Source organism: Cupriavidus sp. (assembly GCF_057315035.1).
The window spans coordinates 161,511-180,280 of record NZ_DBHKYV010000001.1; the positions used below are offsets into that span (position 1 = coordinate 161,511).

Annotated in this window: 20 protein-coding genes and 1 other RNA gene; 4 read left to right on the top strand and 17 right to left on the bottom strand. The window is 62.8% G+C overall.

All coding sequences use genetic code 11. The annotated features are described in order from the left end of the window. Positions 1-97: 97 nt before the first annotated feature. Positions 98-490, bottom strand: a complete 393-nt coding sequence (gene rpsI, locus ACO550_RS00750) for a 30S ribosomal protein S9 (protein ID WP_315594337.1) — start codon at positions 488-490, stop codon at positions 98-100. An 11-nt stretch (positions 491-501) separates the two neighbouring features. Further along, the gene (rplM, locus tag ACO550_RS00755) at positions 502-930 is read right to left on the bottom strand and encodes a 50S ribosomal protein L13 (RefSeq protein WP_238261078.1); all 429 of its coding nucleotides are present in this window, start codon (positions 928-930) and stop codon (positions 502-504) included. A gap of 769 nt (positions 931-1,699) precedes the next feature. Between rplM and ACO550_RS00760 the strand changes: the two genes are divergently transcribed. Further along, positions 1,700-2,122 carry an OsmC family protein gene (locus ACO550_RS00760; protein ID WP_315594336.1) on the top strand — a complete coding sequence of 141 codons (423 nt, stop codon included), beginning with the start codon at positions 1,700-1,702 and terminating at the stop codon, positions 2,120-2,122. A gap of 62 nt (positions 2,123-2,184) precedes the next feature. Here ACO550_RS00760 and rnpB read toward each other — a convergent pair. The 5 genes from rnpB to ACO550_RS00785 all read right to left on the bottom strand — a co-directional run bounded on the left by rnpB (position 2,185) and on the right by ACO550_RS00785 (position 6,774). Further along, positions 2,185-2,527: RNase P RNA component class A (gene rnpB / locus ACO550_RS00765), an RNA gene on the bottom strand. A 34-nt stretch (positions 2,528-2,561) separates the two neighbouring features. Continuing rightward, the gene (locus tag ACO550_RS00770; RefSeq protein WP_315594335.1) at positions 2,562-3,338 is read right to left on the bottom strand and encodes a DUF3025 domain-containing protein; all 777 of its coding nucleotides are present in this window, start codon (positions 3,336-3,338) and stop codon (positions 2,562-2,564) included. Positions 3,339-3,343: 5 nt separating this feature from the next. Then, the gene (pyrC, locus tag ACO550_RS00775; protein WP_315594334.1) at positions 3,344-4,378 is read right to left on the bottom strand and encodes a dihydroorotase; all 1,035 of its coding nucleotides are present in this window, start codon (positions 4,376-4,378) and stop codon (positions 3,344-3,346) included. Positions 4,379-4,394: 16 nt separating this feature from the next. Beyond that, positions 4,395-5,699 carry a glycerate kinase gene (locus ACO550_RS00780; RefSeq protein ID WP_315594333.1) on the bottom strand — a complete coding sequence of 435 codons (1,305 nt, stop codon included), beginning with the start codon at positions 5,697-5,699 and terminating at the stop codon, positions 4,395-4,397. 1 nt (position 5,700) lies between these two features. After that, positions 5,701-6,774, bottom strand: coding sequence for a tartrate dehydrogenase (locus ACO550_RS00785; RefSeq protein ID WP_315594332.1), 1,074 nt, complete (start codon positions 6,772-6,774; stop codon positions 5,701-5,703). A 120-nt stretch (positions 6,775-6,894) separates the two neighbouring features. Here ACO550_RS00785 and ACO550_RS00790 point away from each other — a divergent pair, with 120 nt between their 5' ends. Continuing rightward, complete coding sequence (locus ACO550_RS00790) at positions 6,895-7,725, top strand: class II glutamine amidotransferase (RefSeq protein ID WP_315594331.1); 831 nt, start codon at positions 6,895-6,897, stop codon at positions 7,723-7,725. Positions 7,726-7,965: 240 nt separating this feature from the next. Here the strand turns inward: ACO550_RS00790 and ACO550_RS00795 are convergent, their stop codons facing one another. The 6 genes from ACO550_RS00795 to ACO550_RS00820 all read right to left on the bottom strand — a co-directional run bounded on the left by ACO550_RS00795 (position 7,966) and on the right by ACO550_RS00820 (position 13,790). Then, complete coding sequence (locus ACO550_RS00795) at positions 7,966-8,700, bottom strand: ATP-binding cassette domain-containing protein (protein ID WP_315594330.1); 735 nt, start codon at positions 8,698-8,700, stop codon at positions 7,966-7,968. Then, positions 8,697-9,380 carry a glutamate/aspartate ABC transporter permease GltK gene (gene gltK, locus ACO550_RS00800; protein WP_153946549.1) on the bottom strand — a complete coding sequence of 228 codons (684 nt, stop codon included), beginning with the start codon at positions 9,378-9,380 and terminating at the stop codon, positions 8,697-8,699. The genes ACO550_RS00795 and gltK overlap by 4 nt, the downstream gene beginning before the upstream one ends. An 11-nt stretch (positions 9,381-9,391) precedes the next feature. Continuing rightward, entirely contained in the window at positions 9,392-10,120 is a 729-nt protein-coding gene (locus ACO550_RS00805; protein ID WP_315594329.1) for an amino acid ABC transporter permease, read from the bottom strand. Positions 10,121-10,185: 65 nt separating this feature from the next. Beyond that, a complete protein-coding gene (locus ACO550_RS00810; RefSeq protein WP_315594328.1) occupies positions 10,186-11,085 on the bottom strand; it encodes a glutamate/aspartate ABC transporter substrate-binding protein in 900 nt (299 codons plus the stop codon). A gap of 307 nt (positions 11,086-11,392) precedes the next feature. Then, entirely contained in the window at positions 11,393-12,700 is a 1,308-nt protein-coding gene (locus ACO550_RS00815) for a Glu/Leu/Phe/Val dehydrogenase (RefSeq protein ID WP_315594327.1), read from the bottom strand. A gap of 130 nt (positions 12,701-12,830) precedes the next feature. After that, a complete protein-coding gene (locus ACO550_RS00820; protein WP_315594326.1) occupies positions 12,831-13,790 on the bottom strand; it encodes a LysR substrate-binding domain-containing protein in 960 nt (319 codons plus the stop codon). Positions 13,791-13,970: 180 nt separating this feature from the next. On the opposite strand from ACO550_RS00820, the gene ACO550_RS00825 reads away from it, so the two are divergent. Together ACO550_RS00825 and ACO550_RS00830 are read left to right on the top strand one after the other, a co-directional pair. Further along, the gene (locus ACO550_RS00825; protein ID WP_315594325.1) at positions 13,971-14,528 is read left to right on the top strand and encodes a cysteine dioxygenase family protein; all 558 of its coding nucleotides are present in this window, start codon (positions 13,971-13,973) and stop codon (positions 14,526-14,528) included. A 72-nt stretch (positions 14,529-14,600) separates the two neighbouring features. Continuing rightward, the gene (locus ACO550_RS00830) at positions 14,601-15,059 is read left to right on the top strand and encodes an Lrp/AsnC ligand binding domain-containing protein (protein WP_315594324.1); all 459 of its coding nucleotides are present in this window, start codon (positions 14,601-14,603) and stop codon (positions 15,057-15,059) included. A gap of 3 nt (positions 15,060-15,062) precedes the next feature. Here the strand turns inward: ACO550_RS00830 and ACO550_RS00835 are convergent, their stop codons facing one another. From ACO550_RS00835 to ACO550_RS00850, 4 genes are all read right to left on the bottom strand, one after another. Then, positions 15,063-15,824 (bottom strand): hypothetical protein, encoded by a 762-nt coding sequence (locus ACO550_RS00835; RefSeq protein ID WP_315594323.1) that lies wholly within the window; start codon positions 15,822-15,824, stop codon positions 15,063-15,065. 176 nt (positions 15,825-16,000) lie between these two features. Beyond that, a complete protein-coding gene (locus tag ACO550_RS00840) occupies positions 16,001-16,774 on the bottom strand; it encodes an ABC transporter permease subunit (RefSeq protein WP_315594322.1) in 774 nt (257 codons plus the stop codon). Between the two features lie 18 nt (positions 16,775-16,792). Continuing rightward, positions 16,793-17,650 (bottom strand): ATP-binding cassette domain-containing protein, encoded by an 858-nt coding sequence (locus ACO550_RS00845; RefSeq protein ID WP_315594321.1) that lies wholly within the window; start codon positions 17,648-17,650, stop codon positions 16,793-16,795. Beyond that, the gene (locus ACO550_RS00850; protein ID WP_315594320.1) at positions 17,647-18,705 is read right to left on the bottom strand and encodes an ABC transporter substrate-binding protein; all 1,059 of its coding nucleotides are present in this window, start codon (positions 18,703-18,705) and stop codon (positions 17,647-17,649) included. The genes ACO550_RS00845 and ACO550_RS00850 overlap by 4 nt, the downstream gene beginning before the upstream one ends. Positions 18,706-18,770 lie beyond the last annotated feature (65 nt).

Sequence of the window (18,770 nt, forward strand, 5' to 3'; positions counted from 1 at the left end):
GCCGCGCCGGGCCGTGGGCAAAAAAAAACCGCACGACGAATCGTGCGGCTTTTTCGGATCTGCCAGGCCTGGCGAGCCAGGACCGGGCAAATGCGCTTTAGCGCTTCGAGAACTGCTTCCGGCGACGTGCCTTGTGCAGACCGACCTTCTTACGTTCGACTTCACGAGCGTCACGCGTAACGTAGCCAGCCTTCGACAGGGCCGACTTCAGCGTTGCATCGTAGTCGATCAGGGCGCGGGTGATGCCGTGACGGACAGCACCGGCCTGGCCGGTTTCGCCACCACCGGTCACGTTGACCTTGATGTCGAACGTTTCGGCGTTAGCGGTCAGTTCCAGCGGCTGGCGCACGATCATCAGCGAGGTTTCGCGAGCGAAATACTCTTTGATGGGCTTGCCATTGACGATGATGTCGCCCTTGCCAGACTTGATGAAGACACGTGCCACGGCGCTCTTGCGGCGGCCAGTACCGTAATTCCAATTACCGATCATGGATGGCCCCCTTAGATATCCAGCACCTTGGGCTGCTGTGCGCTATGCGGATGTTCGCCTTCGGCATAAACCTTCAGCTTCTTGATCATCGCGTAGCCCAGCGGACCCTTCGGCAGCATGCCCTTGACAGCCTTTTCCAGGGCACGGCCCGGGAAACGCTGTTGCATCTTGCCGAACGTCGTTTCGTAGATACCGCCCGGGTAGCCCGAGTGACGGTAGTACTTCTTGTCCTGTTCCTTGGTACCCGTCACGCGCAGCTTGGCTGCATTGACGATGATGATGAAATCACCAGTGTCGACGTGAGGAGTAAATTCTGGCTTGTGCTTGCCGCGCAGTCGGCGTGCCACTTCGCTGGCAACACGGCCGAGGACTTTGTCCGTCGCGTCAATCACGTACCAGTCGCGCTTTACCTCTGCAGGCTTGGCGGAAAAGGTCTTCATGATTTTTCCTGAGTATGAAAACTGCCCGATATGACGGTCGCCGTTTTAGCGTCCTGTCTGCGGCCGGCCCTTTGGACCTGGCCTTCCTGCTTGTATTTGCAGGCTCTCCCTGATTTTTTCCGGGGGCAATGGCCGGAAAAGTCGACGATTATAAGGGGAGACGCCGCCGCGGCACAAGCAAAGTTGCGCCTTTTCGTCAAGTCGACACAGGGGCGATCGGAAAAGCGCCGCCGGCATCACGAACGCAGCGAGACTGGCCCTTTGCGCAGTAATGCTGCCCCTTGCAATCCACGAAAAAAAACCCAAGTCGGTTTGGACTTGGGTTTGAATCCACCAAAGGAGGAGGGTGGAGGAGACACCGGGCGATCGACGGGGCCGGTCATGGCAGGCGGTGCGGTCAAGCGATGCGGTACGTTCCTGGCTTTCGCTTTCGCACTCTGGCGCGCTCTTCATGCGCCGTCGTTCGATGGAATGAATTATACATACAGCCCCTCAGGATGCAAGAAAATTTGCAGTACGAAATGCAATACCACGATATGAAATGAAAAACGGACCAGTTGGATGTCTTGTTTTTTATTTAAAATCAGATACTTAAACTAAAAAACAGGTTGCGCGATCAACCGGAAATTAGAGGAAGCCCTCAGATTTTTAGGGGAAATCCCGTACGCGAGAGGCTTTCCGAAGTTGCCCTATACTCGCGGAAAGCAAGATGCGTCAAAAGCGCGGACGTGAGCGGAAAAACACAATCTGGAACCGAGGAACGAAAAAAATGGAATGCAAAGTGACATGGGGTGGGCCTGAAGGCATGAGCTTCATCGCCCAGACCGGCAGCGGGCATCTGGTGGCAATGGATGGCGCCCCGGACGGCGGCGGCAACAACCTTGCGCCGCGGCCCATGGAGATGGTGCTGCTGGGCACGGGCGGCTGCACGGCCTATGACGTGGTGCTGATCCTCAAGCGTGGCCGCCAGGACGTGCGCGGCTGCTCGGTCAAGCTCGAAGCCGAGCGCGCCGACACCGATCCGAAGGTCTTCACGAAGATCAACTTCCACTTCACCGTGACGGGCCGCGGCCTCGACCCCGCCAAGGTCGAGCGCGCCATCGAGCTGTCGCACGAGAAGTACTGCTCGGCGTCGATCATGCTGGCCAAGACGGCCGAGATCACGCATACCACGGAAATCGTCGAAGGCTGAGTGCGGCCTGCAGCCGTACAAAGCAAAACGCCCGGACTTGCGCCGGGCGTTTTTCATAATCGAAGCAAAGCAGGCCGATAAGCCGGATTCTGTGCACCCCGCATGCCCTTGCAGGCACACGGTGCGTGACAACCATTCCTCTAGACCGGCCGTTACCGGACGGTTCAAGCTCCCTACCCGCAGACTCGGCGGGCCGCTTCATCGTCTGCCTATTTGGGATTGCTCCAGGTGGAGGTTACCGCGTTTCACCCTTCCCGCCAGCCGAAGCCAGCGGCAAGACTCGTCTCTGTGGCCCTATTCCGCACGTTGCCGTGGATGGCTGTTAGCCAACACCCTGCCCTGTGGAGTCCGGACTTTCCTCCCCTTGCCCCTTGCGAGACAAGCAGCGATTGTCTGGCCTGCTTTGCGGGCCGCAGTCTAACACCGATGCCGCCGGCGGTCAGCCTGCCGTGTGCATGCGGCGCCCGGAACGGAACACGCTGGTATCGTCATAGAAGGCCGGCGACTCATTTTCGGCGCACCAGCCCGGGATGCCCATGACCGGCAACGGCGCAAAGCTGCGTCCTCCGCTAAGTCCGCCCTGACCGGCCGCGCGGGCCAGCGAGTCGGCCAGCAACGCGTCCAGCCGATCGAGCGGCGTATCGGGTGAGGTGCGGATCCACCAGGCGTGCGCAGTGATCGAGCGGTATGGCTGCACCAGCTTTTCAAGCAGCGCATGGCCAAACGGCATCACGGCACAGGTCGGCCCCCAGGCCTCCCGCTGCATCACAAAAAGGTCGCGCCAGCCGAAACCGCGCAAGGCATCGGCAAGTGCAACGTCTTCGGAGACGAAGATTGCTGCGTTCTCGTCGAACAGTGTCGCGGCGTCGCGCAAGCCCCCGCGCACGCGTTGAATGCCATCGCGCACGATTGCCTCGGCCTGCAGCCGGTTCAACAAACGCTTGGTTTCGGGGAAGTGCAACCAGATCAGCGCGTTGAATGCGTCGTGATGGTTGTCGCGGGTCGGCACCTGGCCGGTGGCATGGATATGGGATTCGTAGGCAACGCCCTGGGGCAGCGCCGTTTGCGGCACGAAGCGCAGCGGCAGGTCCCGGGCATTGCGCAGTGCGCCAGCGCGCGCATTGAGCGCCTCGCGCATATCGTCGCCCCGGAAGATCGGGGCCGACGCGGCGAATGGCCGGAACCACGGCCGCGTCCAGTCTACATTCGACAGCAAGCGGCTCAGCTCGCCTTCCAGCGCAGCGTCTCGCCGGCGCGCAGCGGCACCAGCGTGGTATCGCCGTACGGCAGTTCGGCCGGCAGTTGCCAGTCTTCGCGCGTCAGCGTCAGCGTGCTGGTGTTGCGCGGCAGGCCATAGAACGCCGGGCCATGGAAGCTGGCGAAGCCTTCCAGCTTGTCCAGTGCCCCGGCCGTATCGAACGCTTCGGCATAGAGCTCCATCGCGTGCAGGGCCGTGTAGCAACCGGCGCAGCCACAGGCATGCTCCTTGAGACCGCGCGCATGCGGCGCACTGTCGGTGCCCAGGAAGAACCGCGCGCTGCCCGAGGTTGCCGCCTTGACCAGCGCCTCGCGGTGGGTCTCGCGCTTCAGGACCGGCAGGCAGTAGTAGTGCGGCCGAATGCCACCGGTGAAGATCGCATTGCGGTTGTAAAGCAGGTGATGCGCGGTAATCGTGGCAGCGGTCGGCCCCTCGGCCTCGGCCACGTACTGGGCCGCATCGCGCGTGGTGATGTGCTCGAACACCACCTTGAGCTCGGGAAAGTCGCGGCGCAGCGGCTTCATCACACGCTCGATAAAGACAGCCTCACGGTCGAAGATGTCGATATCGCCATCGGTGACTTCGCCGTGCACCAGCAGCGGCAGCCCCGCGCGCTGCATCGCCTCGAGCGTGGGGGCGCACCGGCGGATGTCAGTCACGCCGGCATCGCTGTTGGTGGTGGCACCGGCCGGATACAGCTTCACCGCATGCACGAAGCCGCTGGCCTTGGCCGCGACGATTTCCTCGGGCGGCAGGTTGTCGGTCAGGTACAGCGTCATCAGCGGCTCGAACGTCATGCCGGCCGGCAGTGCGGCCAGGATCCGGTCGCGATAGTCGCTGGCCTGGGCCACCGTGGTCACGGGCGGCTTCAGGTTGGGCATGATGATCGCTCGGGCGAACTGGCGCGCCGTATCGGGCAACACCGCCGACAGCGCCGCGCCGTCGCGCAGGTGCAGGTGCCAGTCGTCGGGGCGGGTGATGGTGATCTTCTGGGTCATGGGGACAATCAAAAAACTAGAGAATCAGGATGGCGCGGTAATCGTTGACGTTGGTGCGGGTGGGCCCGGTCATCACCAGGTCGCCCACGGCATCAAAAAAGCCCCAGGCATCGTGCGCGTCGAGCTGTCGACGCGCCGGCGTGCCCGCAGCTTCCGCGCGCGCCAGCGAATCCGGCGCCAGCAGCGCGCCGGCGTTGTCCTCGGAACCATCGATGCCGTCGGTATCGGCCGCAATCGCGTGGATATCGGCCGCGCCGTCAAGTTCGATCGCCAGCGAGAGCAGGAATTCCGAACAACGCCCACCGCGGGCCTGGGCCGCCCCGCCGCTCGGCAAAGTGACTGTGCATTCACCGCCCGAGATCAGCACCACGGGCGCGGAAAACGGGGCATTGTACTTGCGAATCTCGCGCACCAGTGCCGCGTAGACGCGCGCCACCTCCTGCGCCTCGCCGGTGACGGTATCGCCAAGCACCACCGGTTCGATCCCCTGGCGCCTGAACAGCGAGGCCGCCGCTTCGAGGCTGCCGTGGGCCGTGGCAATCATGCGGTTGTCCACGCGTTCGAACAGCGGGTCGCCAGGCTTGGGCGTTTCGCCGATCTCGCCGCGCGCACCACGTTCGAGGTGCGACTGCACGGTGGCCGGCACCGTGGCACCGAAGCGTTTCAGGATCGCCAGCGCATCGGCATAGGTACTGGGATCGGGCACGGTGGGACCCGACGCAATCGCGCTGGGGTCGTCGCCGGCCACGTCGGACACGATCAGCGTGGTCACCGGAGCGCGGCTGGCTTGTGCCAGGCGGCCGCCCTGGATACGCGAGATGTGCTTGCGCACGATGTTCATGTCCGTGATCGGGGCGCCGCAGCGCAACAGTTCACGTGTAGTGGCCTTGAGATCGGCCATCGGAATGCCTTCGGCCGGTAGCGACAGCAGGCTCGACCCGCCGCCCGACACCAGCACGATCAGCCGGTCATCGGGTCCCAGCGACTGCACCTGCGCCAGGATCCCGGCGGCGGCCTGTTCGCCGGCCTCGTCCGGTACCGGGTGGCCGGCCTCGATCACGCGGATATGTTCGGTCGGCAGGCCATGCGCGTAGCGCGTGACCACCAGGCCCTCGAGTTTGGCCTTGCCCTGGTAGGCGCGTTCGACGGCCAGCGCCATCGACGCCGCGGCCTTGCCAGCGCCCACCACCAGCGTGCGGCCGCCCGCATGCGGCGGCGGCAGGTGGCTGGCCACGATTTCGAGCGGATCGGCAGCTGCCACGGCGGCGCGGAAACTCTCCAGCAACAAGGTACGGGGGCATCCCTGGAATTTCGTGTTCATCTCACAGGGCCTCCGCAATGGCCCGGCCCAGATCGGCCGTGGAGGCTGTGCCGCCAATATCGCGCGTGAGCGGTGCATGACCCGGCCCCGCGGCCAGCACCTTCTCGATGGTCTGCAGCACGGCGGCGCCCGCCTCCGGATGGCCCAGGTGTTCCAGCATCATGGCACCGCACCAGATCTGGCCGATCGGGTTCGCAATGCCCTTGCCGGCGATATCGGGCGCCGAGCCGTGCACCGGCTCGAACAGGCTCGGATACACCTTCTCCGGGTTGATATTGCCCGATGGCGCCACACCGATGGTGCCCGTGCAGGCCGGCCCCAGGTCGGACAGGATGTCGCCGAACAGGTTGCTGGCCACGACCACGTCGAACCAGTCCGGATGCTGCACGAAGTGCGCGGTCAGGATGTCGATATGGTATTTGTCGACCTTCAGGCCCGGATAGTTGGCCGCCATGGCTTCGACGCGCTCGTCCCAGTACGGCATCGTGATCGAGATGCCGTTGGACTTGGTAGCCGACGTCAGGTGCTTTTTCGGGCGCTTTTGTGCCAGTTCGAACGCAAATTTGAGGATCCGGTCCACCCCGTGGCGGCTCATCACGGTTTCCTGGACCACGATCTCGCGCTCGGTATTCGGATACATGCGTCCGCCGATGCTCGAATACTCGCCTTCGGTGTTCTCGCGCACCACGTAGAAATCGATGTCGCCGGGCTTGCGGTCGGCCAGCGGACTCTTGATACCCGGCATCAGCCGCACCGGGCGCAGGTTCACGTACTGGTCGAAAGAGCGGCGGAACTGCAGCAGCGAGCCCCACAGCGACACGTGGTCGGCAATCTTGGCCGGCCAGCCTACCGCACCAAAATAGATCGCGTCGTACTTCACGAGCGTGTCGAACCAGTCGTCCGGCAGCATCTTGCCGTGGCGCTCGTAGTATTCGTAGCTCGAGAAGTCAAAGTGGTCCCACTGGAAGTCGATGCCGAAGCGCCGGGCGGCGGCGTCCATGACACGGATGCCCTCGGGCATCACTTCCGTTCCGATTCCGTCTCCGGGAATCACAGCGATCTTGTATTGGCTCATGGCTGGGAAGGGCGAGTGGTAGGGGCGCGCAGCCACCCTGCTTGGCAGCATCGGGCACGCGCAGGATAATGACCGCATTCTATTGCAAAGCGGCAGCCCCCTGCCGCACGGTGCCCTGCCATGTGCCAGCTTCTAGGCATGAATTGCGCCACGCCGACCGACGTGACGTTTTCCTTTACCGGCTTTGCCGCGCGCGGCGGCGTGACTGACCATCACGCCGACGGATTTGGCGTAGCGTTCTTCGAGGACAAGGCCTGCCGGCTGTTTATCGACAACCAGTCGGCCGGCACCTCGCCGGTGGCGGACCTGATCAAGCGCTATCCGATCAAGTCGAAGAACGTGATTTCCCATATCCGCAAGGCCACGCAAGGCACGGTGCAGCTTGAAAACTGCCATCCGTTCATGCGTGAACTCTGGGGCCGGCACTGGATCTTTGCCCATAACGGCGACCTGCACGGCTTTGCGCCGTTCCTGTCGGGCGTGTACCAGCCAGTGGGCGACACCGACAGCGAACTGGCGTTCTGCACGCTGATGCAGGGCCTGCGCAAGCGCTTTCCGGGCTCGCAGCCGCCGCTCAATGAACTGGGCCACGCGCTGGCCGACATCACGCGCGACATCACGTTGCACGGTGTGTTCAATTTCCTGCTGTGCAATGGCCAGGCGCTATTTGCACACTGCTCCACGCGGCTGTATTACATCGTGCGGCAGTGGCCGTTTTCAAAGGCGCACCTGATCGATGCCGACCTGTCGATCGATTTCGCGCAGGTCACCACGCCCGACGACCGGGTGGCCGTGATCGCCACCGCGCCGCTGACCGACAACGAGACGTGGACCCAGTTTGCCCCGGGTGAGTTGATCATGTTTGAAAACGGCAAGCCCAGCATGACGTGGACCGTGCCAATTCCGCCCGAGGTTCAGGCGAAGAATGCAGCCAATACGGCGTGTACTTGAGGGGTGCTCCCCTCTCCCGCTGCGCGGGAGAGGGGCCGGGGGAGAGGGCAGGCGCGTCAAAAGCTATCGCGCTGGAGCAAACCGACGGCTTTGCTCGATGTGGTACCTAGCTGTACCACCCCTCTCTCCCACTCTCTCCCCATGAGGGGAGAGAGTGCCGAGACCTCGCCACTTGCTTTCGCTTGGGCGTCGTTGGCGGCGTCGGCCGTCAAACAACCGACGGCTTCGACCAAGGTCTCATCAGTGATGCAGGATCTTTGACAGGAACTGGCGGGCGCGTTCCGAGCGCGCCTCGATGTTGCCGAAGAACTCTTCCTTCGGGCAGTCTTCCACGATCTTGCCGGCGTCCATGAAGATCACGCGGTTGGCCACCTTGCGTGCGAAGCCCATTTCGTGGGTCACGCACATCATGGTCATGCCTTCGTTGGCGAGCTGCACCATCACGTCCAGCACTTCGTTGACCATTTCCGGATCAAGCGCCGAAGTCGGTTCGTCGAACAGCATGCAGATCGGATCCATCGACAGCGCACGGGCAATTGCCACGCGCTGCTGCTGACCGCCCGACAGCTGGCCCGGATACTTGTCCGCCTGGCTCTTCAGGCCCACGCGCTCCAGGTACTTCAGGCCCTTGGCCATGGCCTCTTCCTTCGAGCGGCCCAGCACCTTCATCTGCGCGATGGTCAGGTTCTCGGTGATCGACAGGTGCGGGAACAGTTCGAAGTTCTGGAACACCATGCCCACGCGCGAGCGCAGCTTGGGGAGGTTGGTCTTCGGATTGCCCACCGACGTGCCATCCACGAGGATGTCGCCCTTCTGGAACGGCTCCAGCGCATTGACCGTCTTGATCAGCGTGGACTTGCCCGAGCCCGACGGGCCGCACACCACCACCACTTCACCCTTGGCCACCTTGGTGGTGCAGTCCGTCAGCACCTGGAAGGCGCCGTACCACTTGGAAACGTTATTAATCTCGATCATACGGCCACCTTTTTCTGATAACGCTTGACCAGCAGCGAAGCGGAGAAACAAATGATGAAGTACACCAGGCCGGCAAACAGCAGCATCTCCACGATGCGGCCATCACGTTCGCCAATGCCGTAGGCCTGGCCGAAGAAGTCCGCCAGCGCGCTCACATAGACCAGCGACGTATCCTGGAACAGGATGATGCCCTGCGTCAGCAGCAGCGGCACCATGTTGCGGAACGCCTGCGGCAGCACCACGAGGCGCATGGTCTGGCCATAGGTCATGCCCAGTGCCTGCGCGGCGAACATCTGCCCGCGCGACACGCTCTGGATACCGGCGCGGATGATTTCCGAGTAGTACGCGGCCTCGAACAGCGAGAACGCGATCAGCGCGGAGGTCATGCGCAGGTCCGATGCCGCGTTCAGGTTGAACACCTTCTGCAGCAGCTGCGGAATGATCAGGAAGAACCACAACAGCACCATCACCAGCGGAATGGACCGGAAGAGCGTCACATACCCCTGCGCGAACCAGTTCAGCGGCTTGCTCGAGGACAGGCGCATCATCGCCAGGATGGTGCCCCAGACGATGCCGACGATCACCGCGGTCACGGTGATCTTGAGCGACACCATCATGCCTTCGCCCAGCACATGCAGCGTCGACGCGTTGATCGAGCTGAAATCGAATTCGTATGCCATGTTCCAGCTCCTTACTTGCCGCCGATGAAGCCGGGCACACGGGTACGGCGTTCCACCCAGCGCATCAGGAACATCACCGTGAAATTGATGAGGGCATACAGCACCGTGACCGCGATGAACGATTCATACGGGCGCGCGGTGTAGTCCACCAGCTGGCGGCCCTGTGCGGCCAGTTCCAGCAGGCCGATCGTCGAGGCCACGGCCGAGTTCTTGAAGATATTCAGGAATTCGGACGTGATCGGCGGCACGATGACGCGGAACGCCATCGGCAGCAGCACGTGGCGATAGGTCTGCGCCAGCGTGAAGCCCATGGCCAGGCCGGCGTTCTTCTGGCCGCGCGGCAGCGAGTTGATACCCGAGCGCACCTGTTCGCAAACCCGGGCGGCCGTGAAGGTGCCCAGGCAGATCATGGCGGCCAGGAACTGCTGGGTGAACGGGTTCATCTGCTTGATCGCCTCGCCGCCGGGCAACAGCTCGGGGCCGACGAAGTACCAGATGAACAGCTGCACCAGCAGCGGAATGTTCCGGAAGATCTCGACATAGGTGGCCGCGAACCCCGACAGCCACTTGTTCGGCACGGTGCGCAGCACGCCCAGTACCGAGCCGATTGCAAGGGCAATGATCCACGACGACAGGCCCAGCGCGATCGTCACCTTGAGACCGGAGATCATCCAGTCCAGGTACGTCTCGTTGGAGGCGGCCTGCTCGAGGAAGACTCCCCAGTGAAAAACGTAATCCATGATGCGTCCTCAAAAAGAAACGGAAGGACTGCTCCTTCCGTTTCGCACTGCTCCAATCGCAGGGATCAGTCGAGTGCCTTGTCGTTCGGGGTCTTGAAGAGCGCCTTCATGTCTTCGGACAGCGGGAAGTCCAGGTTCAGGCCCTTCGGCGGTACCGGTTGCTGGAACCACTTCGTGTACATCGTGTTGATCGAGCCGTCCTTCATCAGGCCGGTGATCACGTGGTCCGACAGCTTCTTGAACGGTGCATCGTCCTTGCGGATCATGCAGCCATACGATTCACGCGATTGCGCCTTGCCCACCACGATCCAGTCGTTCGGGTTCTTGGCCTTGGCGCGTTCGCCGTAGAGCAGCGCGTCGTCCATCATGAACGCCACGGCACGGCCCGATTCCAGCGTCAGGAACGACTGGCCATGGTCCTTGGTGCTGATGATGTTCATGCCCAGCTTCTGGTCGTCGTTCATCTTGCGCAGCAGGCGCTCGGACGTCGTACCGGCCGTGGTCACCACGTTCTTGCCCTTCAGGTCGGCCCAGTCCTTGATGCCGCCGTCCTTCTTCACCATGATGCGCGTGCCGATGATGAAGATGCTGGTCGTGAACGATGCCTGCTTCTGGCGTTCCAGGTTGTTCGTGGTCGAGCCGCACTCGATATCGATCGTGCCGTTCTGCAGCAGCGTGATGCGGTTCTGCGACGTGATCGGGATTTCCTTGACCTGCAGGTTCGGCAGCTTCAACTGGTCCTTGATGGCTTCCACGATCTTCATGTTGATATCGTAGGAATAGCCCACCTGACGCACGCCGCCCAGGTTGTAGTTGAACGGAATCGAAGAATCCCGCACACCCAGCGTGATGACACCCGTTTCCTTGATTTTCTGTAGCGTACCCGTCAGCGGCTCGGCTGCCTGTGCGCTTGCGCACAGCATGCCTGCCGCGATCATCAGGCCTGCCAACTTGGCAACATTCATAACATCTCCTTGACCATGAAGAGAAAGGCGCGACTGTATCAGCAGTCTTGCCGGCGAAACAGTATTGCTTAGCTCGTCACCCAAGACAACGGGTTTTTCCCCTAAGTGGTGCCTGTTCGGGCATGGTTTCGCGGCGTTGCGCCAAAATGAGACACAACTGCGAACGCCTGGCCTGCATCCTCCGAAGCCGCTTCAATAAAAAAACGGCGACCGGAACAAACCGGCCGCCGCTTCTCGATGCATCAGGAAGGCGGGAAACCTGCTGCATTGCAGCAGCCCGGTTTTCCCGTTCCATTACCCGTTTGCATCAGGGATACAGACCGCGCATCTCGCGCGCCTGCAGGATTCGCGTACATGCCACGATGAACGCGGCCGTACGAAGCGTGACCTTGTTGTCCTGGGCAACCTGCCAGATTGCCCGGAAGGCCTCTTGCATGATTCGTACCAGGCGGTCGTTGATCTCCTCCTCGGTCCAGAAGAAGCTCGAGAAATCCTGCACCCATTCGAAATAGGACACGGTCACGCCGCCGGCGTTGGCGATCACGTCCGGGCAGACCAGTACATTACGCTCGCGCAGGATGTCGTCCGCCTCGGGCGTGGTCGGGCCGTTAGCGCCCTCGATGACCAGCTTGGCGGTGATCTTCGGCGCGATCTGCGCCGTGATCTGGCCTTCCAGCGCCGCCGGGATCAGGATGTCGCAGTCGACTTCCCAGAACTGCGCGGTCGACAGGACTTCAGCCTGGAAGCCATCGATGGTGCCGCTGTGCGACGAATATTCCATCATGGCCGGAACATCGAGGCCGGCCGGGTTGTACAGCGTGGTGCGGTGATCCTGCACGGCCACCACCTTGGCACCCGCCTCCTGGAACAGCTTGGCCGCCACGGCGCCCACATTGCCGAAGCCCTGCACGGCCACGCGCGCACCCTTGATGTCCATGCCCAGGTTGCGGGCGGCTTCCGAACCGACCACGAACACGCCGCGGCCCGTGGCTTCGTGACGGCCCAGCGAACCGCCCAGCGAAATCGGCTTGCCGGTCACCACGCCGGTGGCCGTGCTGCCCGAGTTCATCGAGTATGTATCCATCATCCAGGCCATGACCTGGGCGTTGGTATTGACGTCCGGCGCGGGAATATCCTTGGTCGGCCCGATGATCAGGTTGATTTCGCTGGTGTAGCGACGCGTCAGGCGTTCCAGCTCACCAGTCGACAGCGTGCGCGGATCCACGCGGATACCGCCCTTGGCACCGCCGTATGGCACGTTCACGGCCGAATTCTTGACCGACATCCAGGCCGACAGCGCCATGACCTCGGACAGCGTGACATCCTGGTGAAAACGGATGCCGCCCTTGCCCGGGCCGCGCGACAGGTTGTGCTGCACGCGATAGCCCTCGAAATGGGCGATGGTGCCGTTGTCGAGTTCGATCGGTACATCCACGATCAGCGCCCGCTTCGGGCGCTTCAGCGTTTCCACCCAGCGCGCCAGCGAGCCCAGGTAAGGCGTGACACGATCGACCTGCTTCAGGTAGATGCCCCAGGGGCCGAGATCGTCGGCATTCAGGTACGAGGGCAGGGTGTGAGCGTTGGAGACGTTCTGCGTCGGTGCTACGGAAGACATCGTTGAGTTCCGAGTGAAGGTGACACGCAGCATATCGGCGCCCCCCACTGCGAATCCAATGCCGTTTGCTCATCCGGCCCACAGCCCTTATGCAAGTCTTGCATAACCTTCGCCAACCAGCCTTGCCGGATCAGCCCGGCGCCGCTGGCGCCTGGACCGCGGCCCAGACCTTGTCGACGAGCTGCCGCTTGCGGCGCTGCTGCACGGCGCGGCGTTCGGCGCCGTTGTCCGACGGCCGCTCGCGGTAAAGCCGGATCTCCATGTCGATCGATTGCGGCAGGCTGCGCCCCGATTCGGCGCGCACCAGGCGGCCGGCTGCCACGTCCTCGCGCACGGTACTCTCAGGCAGGAAGGCCATGCCATGGCCCGCCAGTGCCATGACCTTGAGCGCCTCGGCCATATCGGTCTCGTAGCATTTGTCGAGCTTGAGCGTATCGGGGGATTCGGCCAGCAGCATGTCCACCATGCGGCCCAGGAACGCATTGGGCGTATAGCTCAGGAACGGCACCGGCTTCTTGTCCGTGCCGGGCAACCGGAACAGCGGCCGCCCCGTGGCATCGGGCACGCTATACGGTGACAGCCGTTCCGTGCCGAGCACCAGCATGTCGTAGTGCGCCGGGTCGAGCTGGATGGCCTGGCGCGGATGGTGGTAGACCATCACGAGGTCACAGCCGCCTTCCACCAGCATCAGCACCGCATCGTGCACGTTCAACGCGCGCAGCCGGCATGGCAGCGTACCCACCCTGCGCTCCACGGCCTTGAGCCATTCCGGGAAAAACGTCAGCGACAGCGTATGCGGCACCGCGAATTCCAGCACCTGCGCATTGGCCGAACGCTGGCCGCGCATCAGCGCACGTGTCTCGCTGACCTGCGCCAGCATGGCCAGTGCCTGTTCGTAGAACACCTTGCCGGCCGCGGTCAGGCTGGTGGGATAGCTTGACCGGTCAATCAGCTCGGTGCCCACCCATGCTTCCAGCGACTGGATCCGGCGCGAGAACGCCGGTTGCGTGACATGCCGCAGTTCCGCCGAGCGCGAGAAGCTATGCGTCTCGGCCAGGCTGACGAAGTCTTCAAGCCATTTGATTTCCATGTCGCGAATTATCGCCGGTCAATTCAGGCTGCGCACAGGGAGCAATAATTTTTCTCCAGACCATATTTTTGTAGAACAGGATTACAATCCACGACGAATTCACGTCATGATTTGCACGCTTGTGCTCGGGATGCGCGACTAAGATGAACATCATCAAGAACCGACAAGAACGAGCCAGCCATGCAAGCCAACTCAAGTCCGTCCGCGCTGCGTGCGCCGGACCCATTGAACCCACTGACCCTGCTGGCCTCGGGCATGGAAGCCACGCTGGCGCAGAGTGCGCGCATGGTGGCGGCACACGTGGCGGCCAGCCTGCCCGATGCCGAGACCTTGCTGGCCGGCCTGCCCCCAGGCGCGCTCGCCGGCAGCCCCGATACCTACACGCGTCATCTGGTGCATGCCGATCCGTACGAACGTTTCTCGGTCATGCTGCTGGTCTGGCGCCCTGGGCAGCACAGCCCGGTGCATGGGCATCGCACGTGGTGCGCCTATCGCGTGCTACGCGGCACGCTGTCCGAACGGCACTACCGCTGGAATCCCGAAAACCGCACGGCCACGCAAGTCGGGGCCGTGGCACGCGAGACCGGCGATACCTTCAGCGTGCCCGCCGGACTGCAACATATCCACGCGCTCGGCAACGACAGCAATGCGGTAGCCGTGTCGCTGCATATCTATGGCGTGGAACAGGACCGCATCGCCACCGGCGTGAACCTGCTGGTGGATACCATCGTCAGCTGATACCGGCCGCGCAGCGATTGTGGTTGGTGGGTAGCTGGTGCCCTTTCACTTTCCCCACTTTCCGCGATACCCATGGACCGCTATGACCGCCAGATCCTCGGCATCCTGCAAGAGGATGCTTCCGTACCCGTTGCCGAAATCGGCGAACAGGTCGGCCTGACCTCGACACCGTGCTGGCGCCGCGTACAGAAGCTGGAAGAGTCCGGCATCATCCGCAAGCGCGTGGCGCTGCTCGATGCCGCCAGGCTCAATGTTGGCGTGACCGTCTTTGTATCGATCCGCACCAACCAGCACAACGTGAAATGGCTCAAGGCGTTTCACGGGCTCGTGGCCTCGATTCCGGAAGTCACCGAGTTCTACCGCATGGCTGGCGATACCGACTACCTGTTGCGCGTGGTGGTACCCGATATCGCCGCCTATGATGCCGTGTACAAGAAGCTGATCCAGGGCGCGGAACTTGCCGATGTGAGTTCAAGTTTCGCGATGGAGCAGATCAAGTACACCACGGCGCTGCCGCTCGATTACGCGTAGCCGTTATTGCGCGGGCTGAGTGGGTCGCTGGTGCACGATATCGAGGCCGAGACGGAAGGTGCCAAGCTCGGGCTGCTTCGGCAGGTCCGTGCCAATGATCTGAACCTTGGCCCATAGGCCGGCGGCAGCCGTATAGCGTGCACCGGGCACGAGGTCCGGATTGTCCGCCGGATCGTACCAGGCGATGAACGTGCCCAGGCCCGCATCGCCGCCGATGGCATCTACGGGGCCGCGCGCCCCGCTCAATCCCTCACCCGATGTAGTGCGCTGCAGCCGCAGCCACACCGGAAACAAATTACCAGGCTTGAGGTCCGATTTGGCCCACATATGCAGTTTGTTGTACCCGGGACCATCGAAGAGTACCTTCCTTCTCGATTCGTTCGGCCGCGTGACTGCGAACTGGAGTCGAGTATCCCGCTGGGCAGGCTTCACAGTGTGCACCGCAGGCTTCGCCTCTCCATTGGCGGGCACTGTGACATCCACTACCGTCAGCCCACCCGGGCCGATGTAGTCGCCAATGGACCACCAGGCGTCCGATTTGCGGGGCTGCTCCCCGGCCGTTGCGGGATCCATGTTGGTATAGACGCGGTTGCGGAGATGCACGCAACTGTCCGCCGGATAGTCCTTGGCCGTCCACGCCTCGATTTCACCTGGACATTCCTCGGGGTAGAAAAGTTCGGCGCTGGCATGGCCCGACAGCAGCAACGACACGAGCGTGGCGGATACCGTGACCGCATGACGTAGCTTCAGCTTCTTCTGATGCATGGTTTGGACCTCAGGGTTGTGAACGCCGAACGTAAGTCCGACGACACGCACTCTAGGGTTGCGCCATGCTGACTGAAAATAGCCTTCTATCCAAACTGGGCTGCAGTCATGCCGGTCACTGTCGAACCGATCGATTCCCGTCAACCTCGCATCGGCATTTTCGCAATCGCATCCGATCAGCCACGATGCGCCCAGCTTGTCATGCGCTTTTCAAGCACCGCGAACAGTTCGTACATCACCATGGCCATCACCGCGATAACCACCAGGCCGGCAAACGCGAGCGGCATCTTCATTGCCGAACCGGCCGACACCAGCAGGTAGCCGATGCCCTCGTTGGCCGCGCTCATCTCCGACACCGTGGTGCCGACGAAGGCCAGCGTGATCGCCACCTTCAGCGATGCGAAGAAGAACGGCATCGCGCGCGGCAGCCCGACCTTGATCAACACGTCACGGCGCTTGGCCCCGAGCACGCGCAGCACATCCTCGAGCTCCGGTTCCAGCGTGGCCAGCCCGGTGGCGATATTGACCATGATCGGAAAGAACGAGATCAGGAATGCGGTCAGGATGGCCGGACCGGCACCAAGGCCGAACCACACCACGAGGATCGGCACGAACGCTGCCTTTGGCAGCGCGTTGAACGCCGTCATCAGCGGATAGGTGGCCGCGTAGGCGAGCCGCGACGAGCCCATCAGCATGCCCAGCACCACGCCCACCACGATGGCCAGGCCAAAGCCGACCATGGTGGTCCAGAAGGTGCGCCATGCATGCCCGGCGATCACGCCGCTGTACTCGGACAGCGACACGACGATTGCGGACGGGCTCGGCAGGATGAAGTCCGATACATTGAACACCAGGCAGGCGCCCTGCCATAGCAGCAGGAACGCACCCAGCAGGACCCAGGGGGCAAAGCGCTGCACGCGCCTTGCCTGGAGAGAAGACATCGTTGCCATGATCAATGCTGCCGGTTGTTACTGCACTTGTTTCTTGTGGCCGATCTTCTCGCGCAGCTCGTGCACGCGTTCGGCAAACGGTTCGGTGTAGGTGATATCGAGCGGACGCGGGCGCGGCAGGTCGATCTCGCGACGCAGTACGATGCGGCCCGGACGCGCGCTCATCACGTAGACGGTGTCGGCCAGGAACACTGCCTCGCGCAGGTCGTGCGTGACCAAGATCACGTTGAAGCGCTGCGCCTGCCAGAGATCGCGCAGCACGCACCAGAGCTCCTCGCGCGTGAACGCATCGAGCGCGCCAAACGGCTCATCGAGCAGCAGCATGCGCGGCTGATGGATCAGCGCGCGGCAGATCGAGGCGCGCTGCTGCATGCCGCCAGACAGCTGCCACGGGTACTTGTCCTCGTAGCCGGCCAGGCCCACGGTCTTCAGCAGGTCACGGGCGCGCGCCACATACTCGTCGCGCTTCTTGCGCATGGTCGAACGGTAAGGCTCGACGATTTCCAGTGGCAGCATCACGTTGTCGAGCGTGGTGCGCCATGGCAGCAGCGTCGGCGCCTGGAACGCCATGCCCACCTGCTTGAGCGGGCCGGTAACCTTGGCACCGTTGATGCTGACCACGCCGCGCGTGGCCTCGCGCAGGCCCGTGGCCAGCTTCATGAACGTGGATTTGCCGCAGCCCGACGGACCTACGATGGCGATGAACTCGCCTTCGGCGGCCTGCAGCGACATGTCCTCGACCGCGAACTCGCCACGACGCGCGAGTTCGTCGTCGTAGGCCAGCCAGACGCGATTGAAATCGACGAAGGGCTTGCCGCCCTCCTCTGCTGATGGAGCCCCGCCCGCGGCGGGGGCCAGCGCTTCCCTTGCCATCATCGCAACACATCCAGTTCGGCGGCCGACGGCAGGTAGGCATCGGTCCACAGCGTGTCGGGGTTGATACGGCCCTTGGTGCCGAACGCATCGGCAACCTGCGATGCCATCAGCGACAGGCGCGGCTTGTTCACGCGACCGAAACCTTCGGCCTTGGCGTCGGGCGACTTGACCACGCTGTCGAGGGCCAGCTTCAGGCGCTTGACTTCAAGCTTCTCGTCGATGATGCCGTCGCGCGCCTTCACGGCCTTGATGCCTTCCTCGGGATGCGCGATCACGTCCTTGGCGGACTTGGCGAAGGCGCGCAGGAACGCCTTGACTGCCTCAGGATTGCTCTTCAGGAATTGTTCCGAGGTAATGATCGCGTTCCCGTAAAGCTTCACGCCGTACTGCGGATACGGCAGCACGACGATGTCTTCATCCTTCACGCCGCGCGCGTTGAGGTTCAGGATCGACGTGAACGAGAAGCCGGTGATCGCATCGAGATCGCCGCGCGTGAGCATGGTCTCGCGCAGCGTCGGGTCCATGGCCTGCCAGTTGAACGAAGCGGCCTGCAGCCCGTTGGCCTTGGCGAAGATCGGGAAGGCACGGCGGCCGGCGTCGAACACCGGCGCGCCGAGCTTCTTGCCGGTCAGGTCCCGGGGCGCCTTGATGCCCGACTTCTTCAGCGCCAGCACGGCGGCCGGCGTGTTGTTGTAGACCATCATCACGGCCACCGGCTTGTTCTTCGCGTCCGGGTTGTTGCCGTAGAACTCCATCACCGACGCGAGGTCGGCGAAACCCATGTCATAGGTGCCAGAGGCCACGCGATTGACCACGTTGCCCGAGCCGTTGCCCGCGTCGATCGTCACGTCGAGCTTCTCGGCCTTGAAGTACCCCTTCTGCTCGCCGAGCAGGAATAGCGCCGACGGTCCTTCGAAACGCCAGTCGAGCTGGAAGCGGACCTTGGTCGCGGCTTGCGCCTGCGCGGTGCCTGCACAGAGTGTCGACAGCACCATCGTGGTGCCCAATGCAGTGCCCAGCTTCAGCAGATGACGGCGAACAGGGGATTGCGGCATGTACCTTCTCCAGTAGTTGATCTCTCTGGGAAGGACTTTTCGCAAGGGGCGTGCCAGCTTTTCAT

Bases quoted from the DNA above. Each gene is read 5' to 3' on its own strand.
- pyrC (WP_315594334.1), bottom strand. From the start codon at position 4,378: ATGACCCAGAAGATCACCATCACCCGCCCCGACGACTGGCACCTGCAC.
- ACO550_RS00795 (WP_315594330.1), bottom strand. From the start codon at position 8,700: ATGATCGAGATTAATAACGTTTCCAAGTGGTACGGCGCCTTCCAGGTG.
- ACO550_RS00845 (WP_315594321.1), bottom strand. From the start codon at position 17,650: ATGATGGCAAGGGAAGCGCTGGCCCCCGCCGCGGGCGGGGCTCCATCA.
- ACO550_RS00805 (WP_315594329.1), bottom strand. From the start codon at position 10,120: ATGGATTACGTTTTTCACTGGGGAGTCTTCCTCGAGCAGGCCGCCTCC.
- rpsI (WP_315594337.1), bottom strand. From the start codon at position 490: ATGATCGGTAATTGGAATTACGGTACTGGCCGCCGCAAGAGCGCCGTG.
- ACO550_RS00785 (WP_315594332.1), bottom strand. From the start codon at position 6,774: ATGAGCCAATACAAGATCGCTGTGATTCCCGGAGACGGAATCGGAACG.
- ACO550_RS00850 (WP_315594320.1), bottom strand. From the start codon at position 18,705: ATGCCGCAATCCCCTGTTCGCCGTCATCTGCTGAAGCTGGGCACTGCA.
- ACO550_RS00815 (WP_315594327.1), bottom strand. From the start codon at position 12,700: ATGTCTTCCGTAGCACCGACGCAGAACGTCTCCAACGCTCACACCCTG.
- ACO550_RS00760 (WP_315594336.1), top strand. From the start codon at position 1,700: ATGGAATGCAAAGTGACATGGGGTGGGCCTGAAGGCATGAGCTTCATC.
- ACO550_RS00790 (WP_315594331.1), top strand. From the start codon at position 6,895: ATGTGCCAGCTTCTAGGCATGAATTGCGCCACGCCGACCGACGTGACG.
- ACO550_RS00840 (WP_315594322.1), bottom strand. From the start codon at position 16,774: ATGGCAACGATGTCTTCTCTCCAGGCAAGGCGCGTGCAGCGCTTTGCC.
- ACO550_RS00820 (WP_315594326.1), bottom strand. From the start codon at position 13,790: ATGGAAATCAAATGGCTTGAAGACTTCGTCAGCCTGGCCGAGACGCAT.
- ACO550_RS00780 (WP_315594333.1), bottom strand. From the start codon at position 5,699: ATGAACACGAAATTCCAGGGATGCCCCCGTACCTTGTTGCTGGAGAGT.
- ACO550_RS00825 (WP_315594325.1), top strand. From the start codon at position 13,971: ATGCAAGCCAACTCAAGTCCGTCCGCGCTGCGTGCGCCGGACCCATTG.
- gltK (WP_153946549.1), bottom strand. From the start codon at position 9,380: ATGGCATACGAATTCGATTTCAGCTCGATCAACGCGTCGACGCTGCAT.
- ACO550_RS00835 (WP_315594323.1), bottom strand. From the start codon at position 15,824: ATGCATCAGAAGAAGCTGAAGCTACGTCATGCGGTCACGGTATCCGCC.
- ACO550_RS00830 (WP_315594324.1), top strand. From the start codon at position 14,601: ATGGACCGCTATGACCGCCAGATCCTCGGCATCCTGCAAGAGGATGCT.
- rplM (WP_238261078.1), bottom strand. From the start codon at position 930: ATGAAGACCTTTTCCGCCAAGCCTGCAGAGGTAAAGCGCGACTGGTAC.
- ACO550_RS00810 (WP_315594328.1), bottom strand. From the start codon at position 11,085: ATGAATGTTGCCAAGTTGGCAGGCCTGATGATCGCGGCAGGCATGCTG.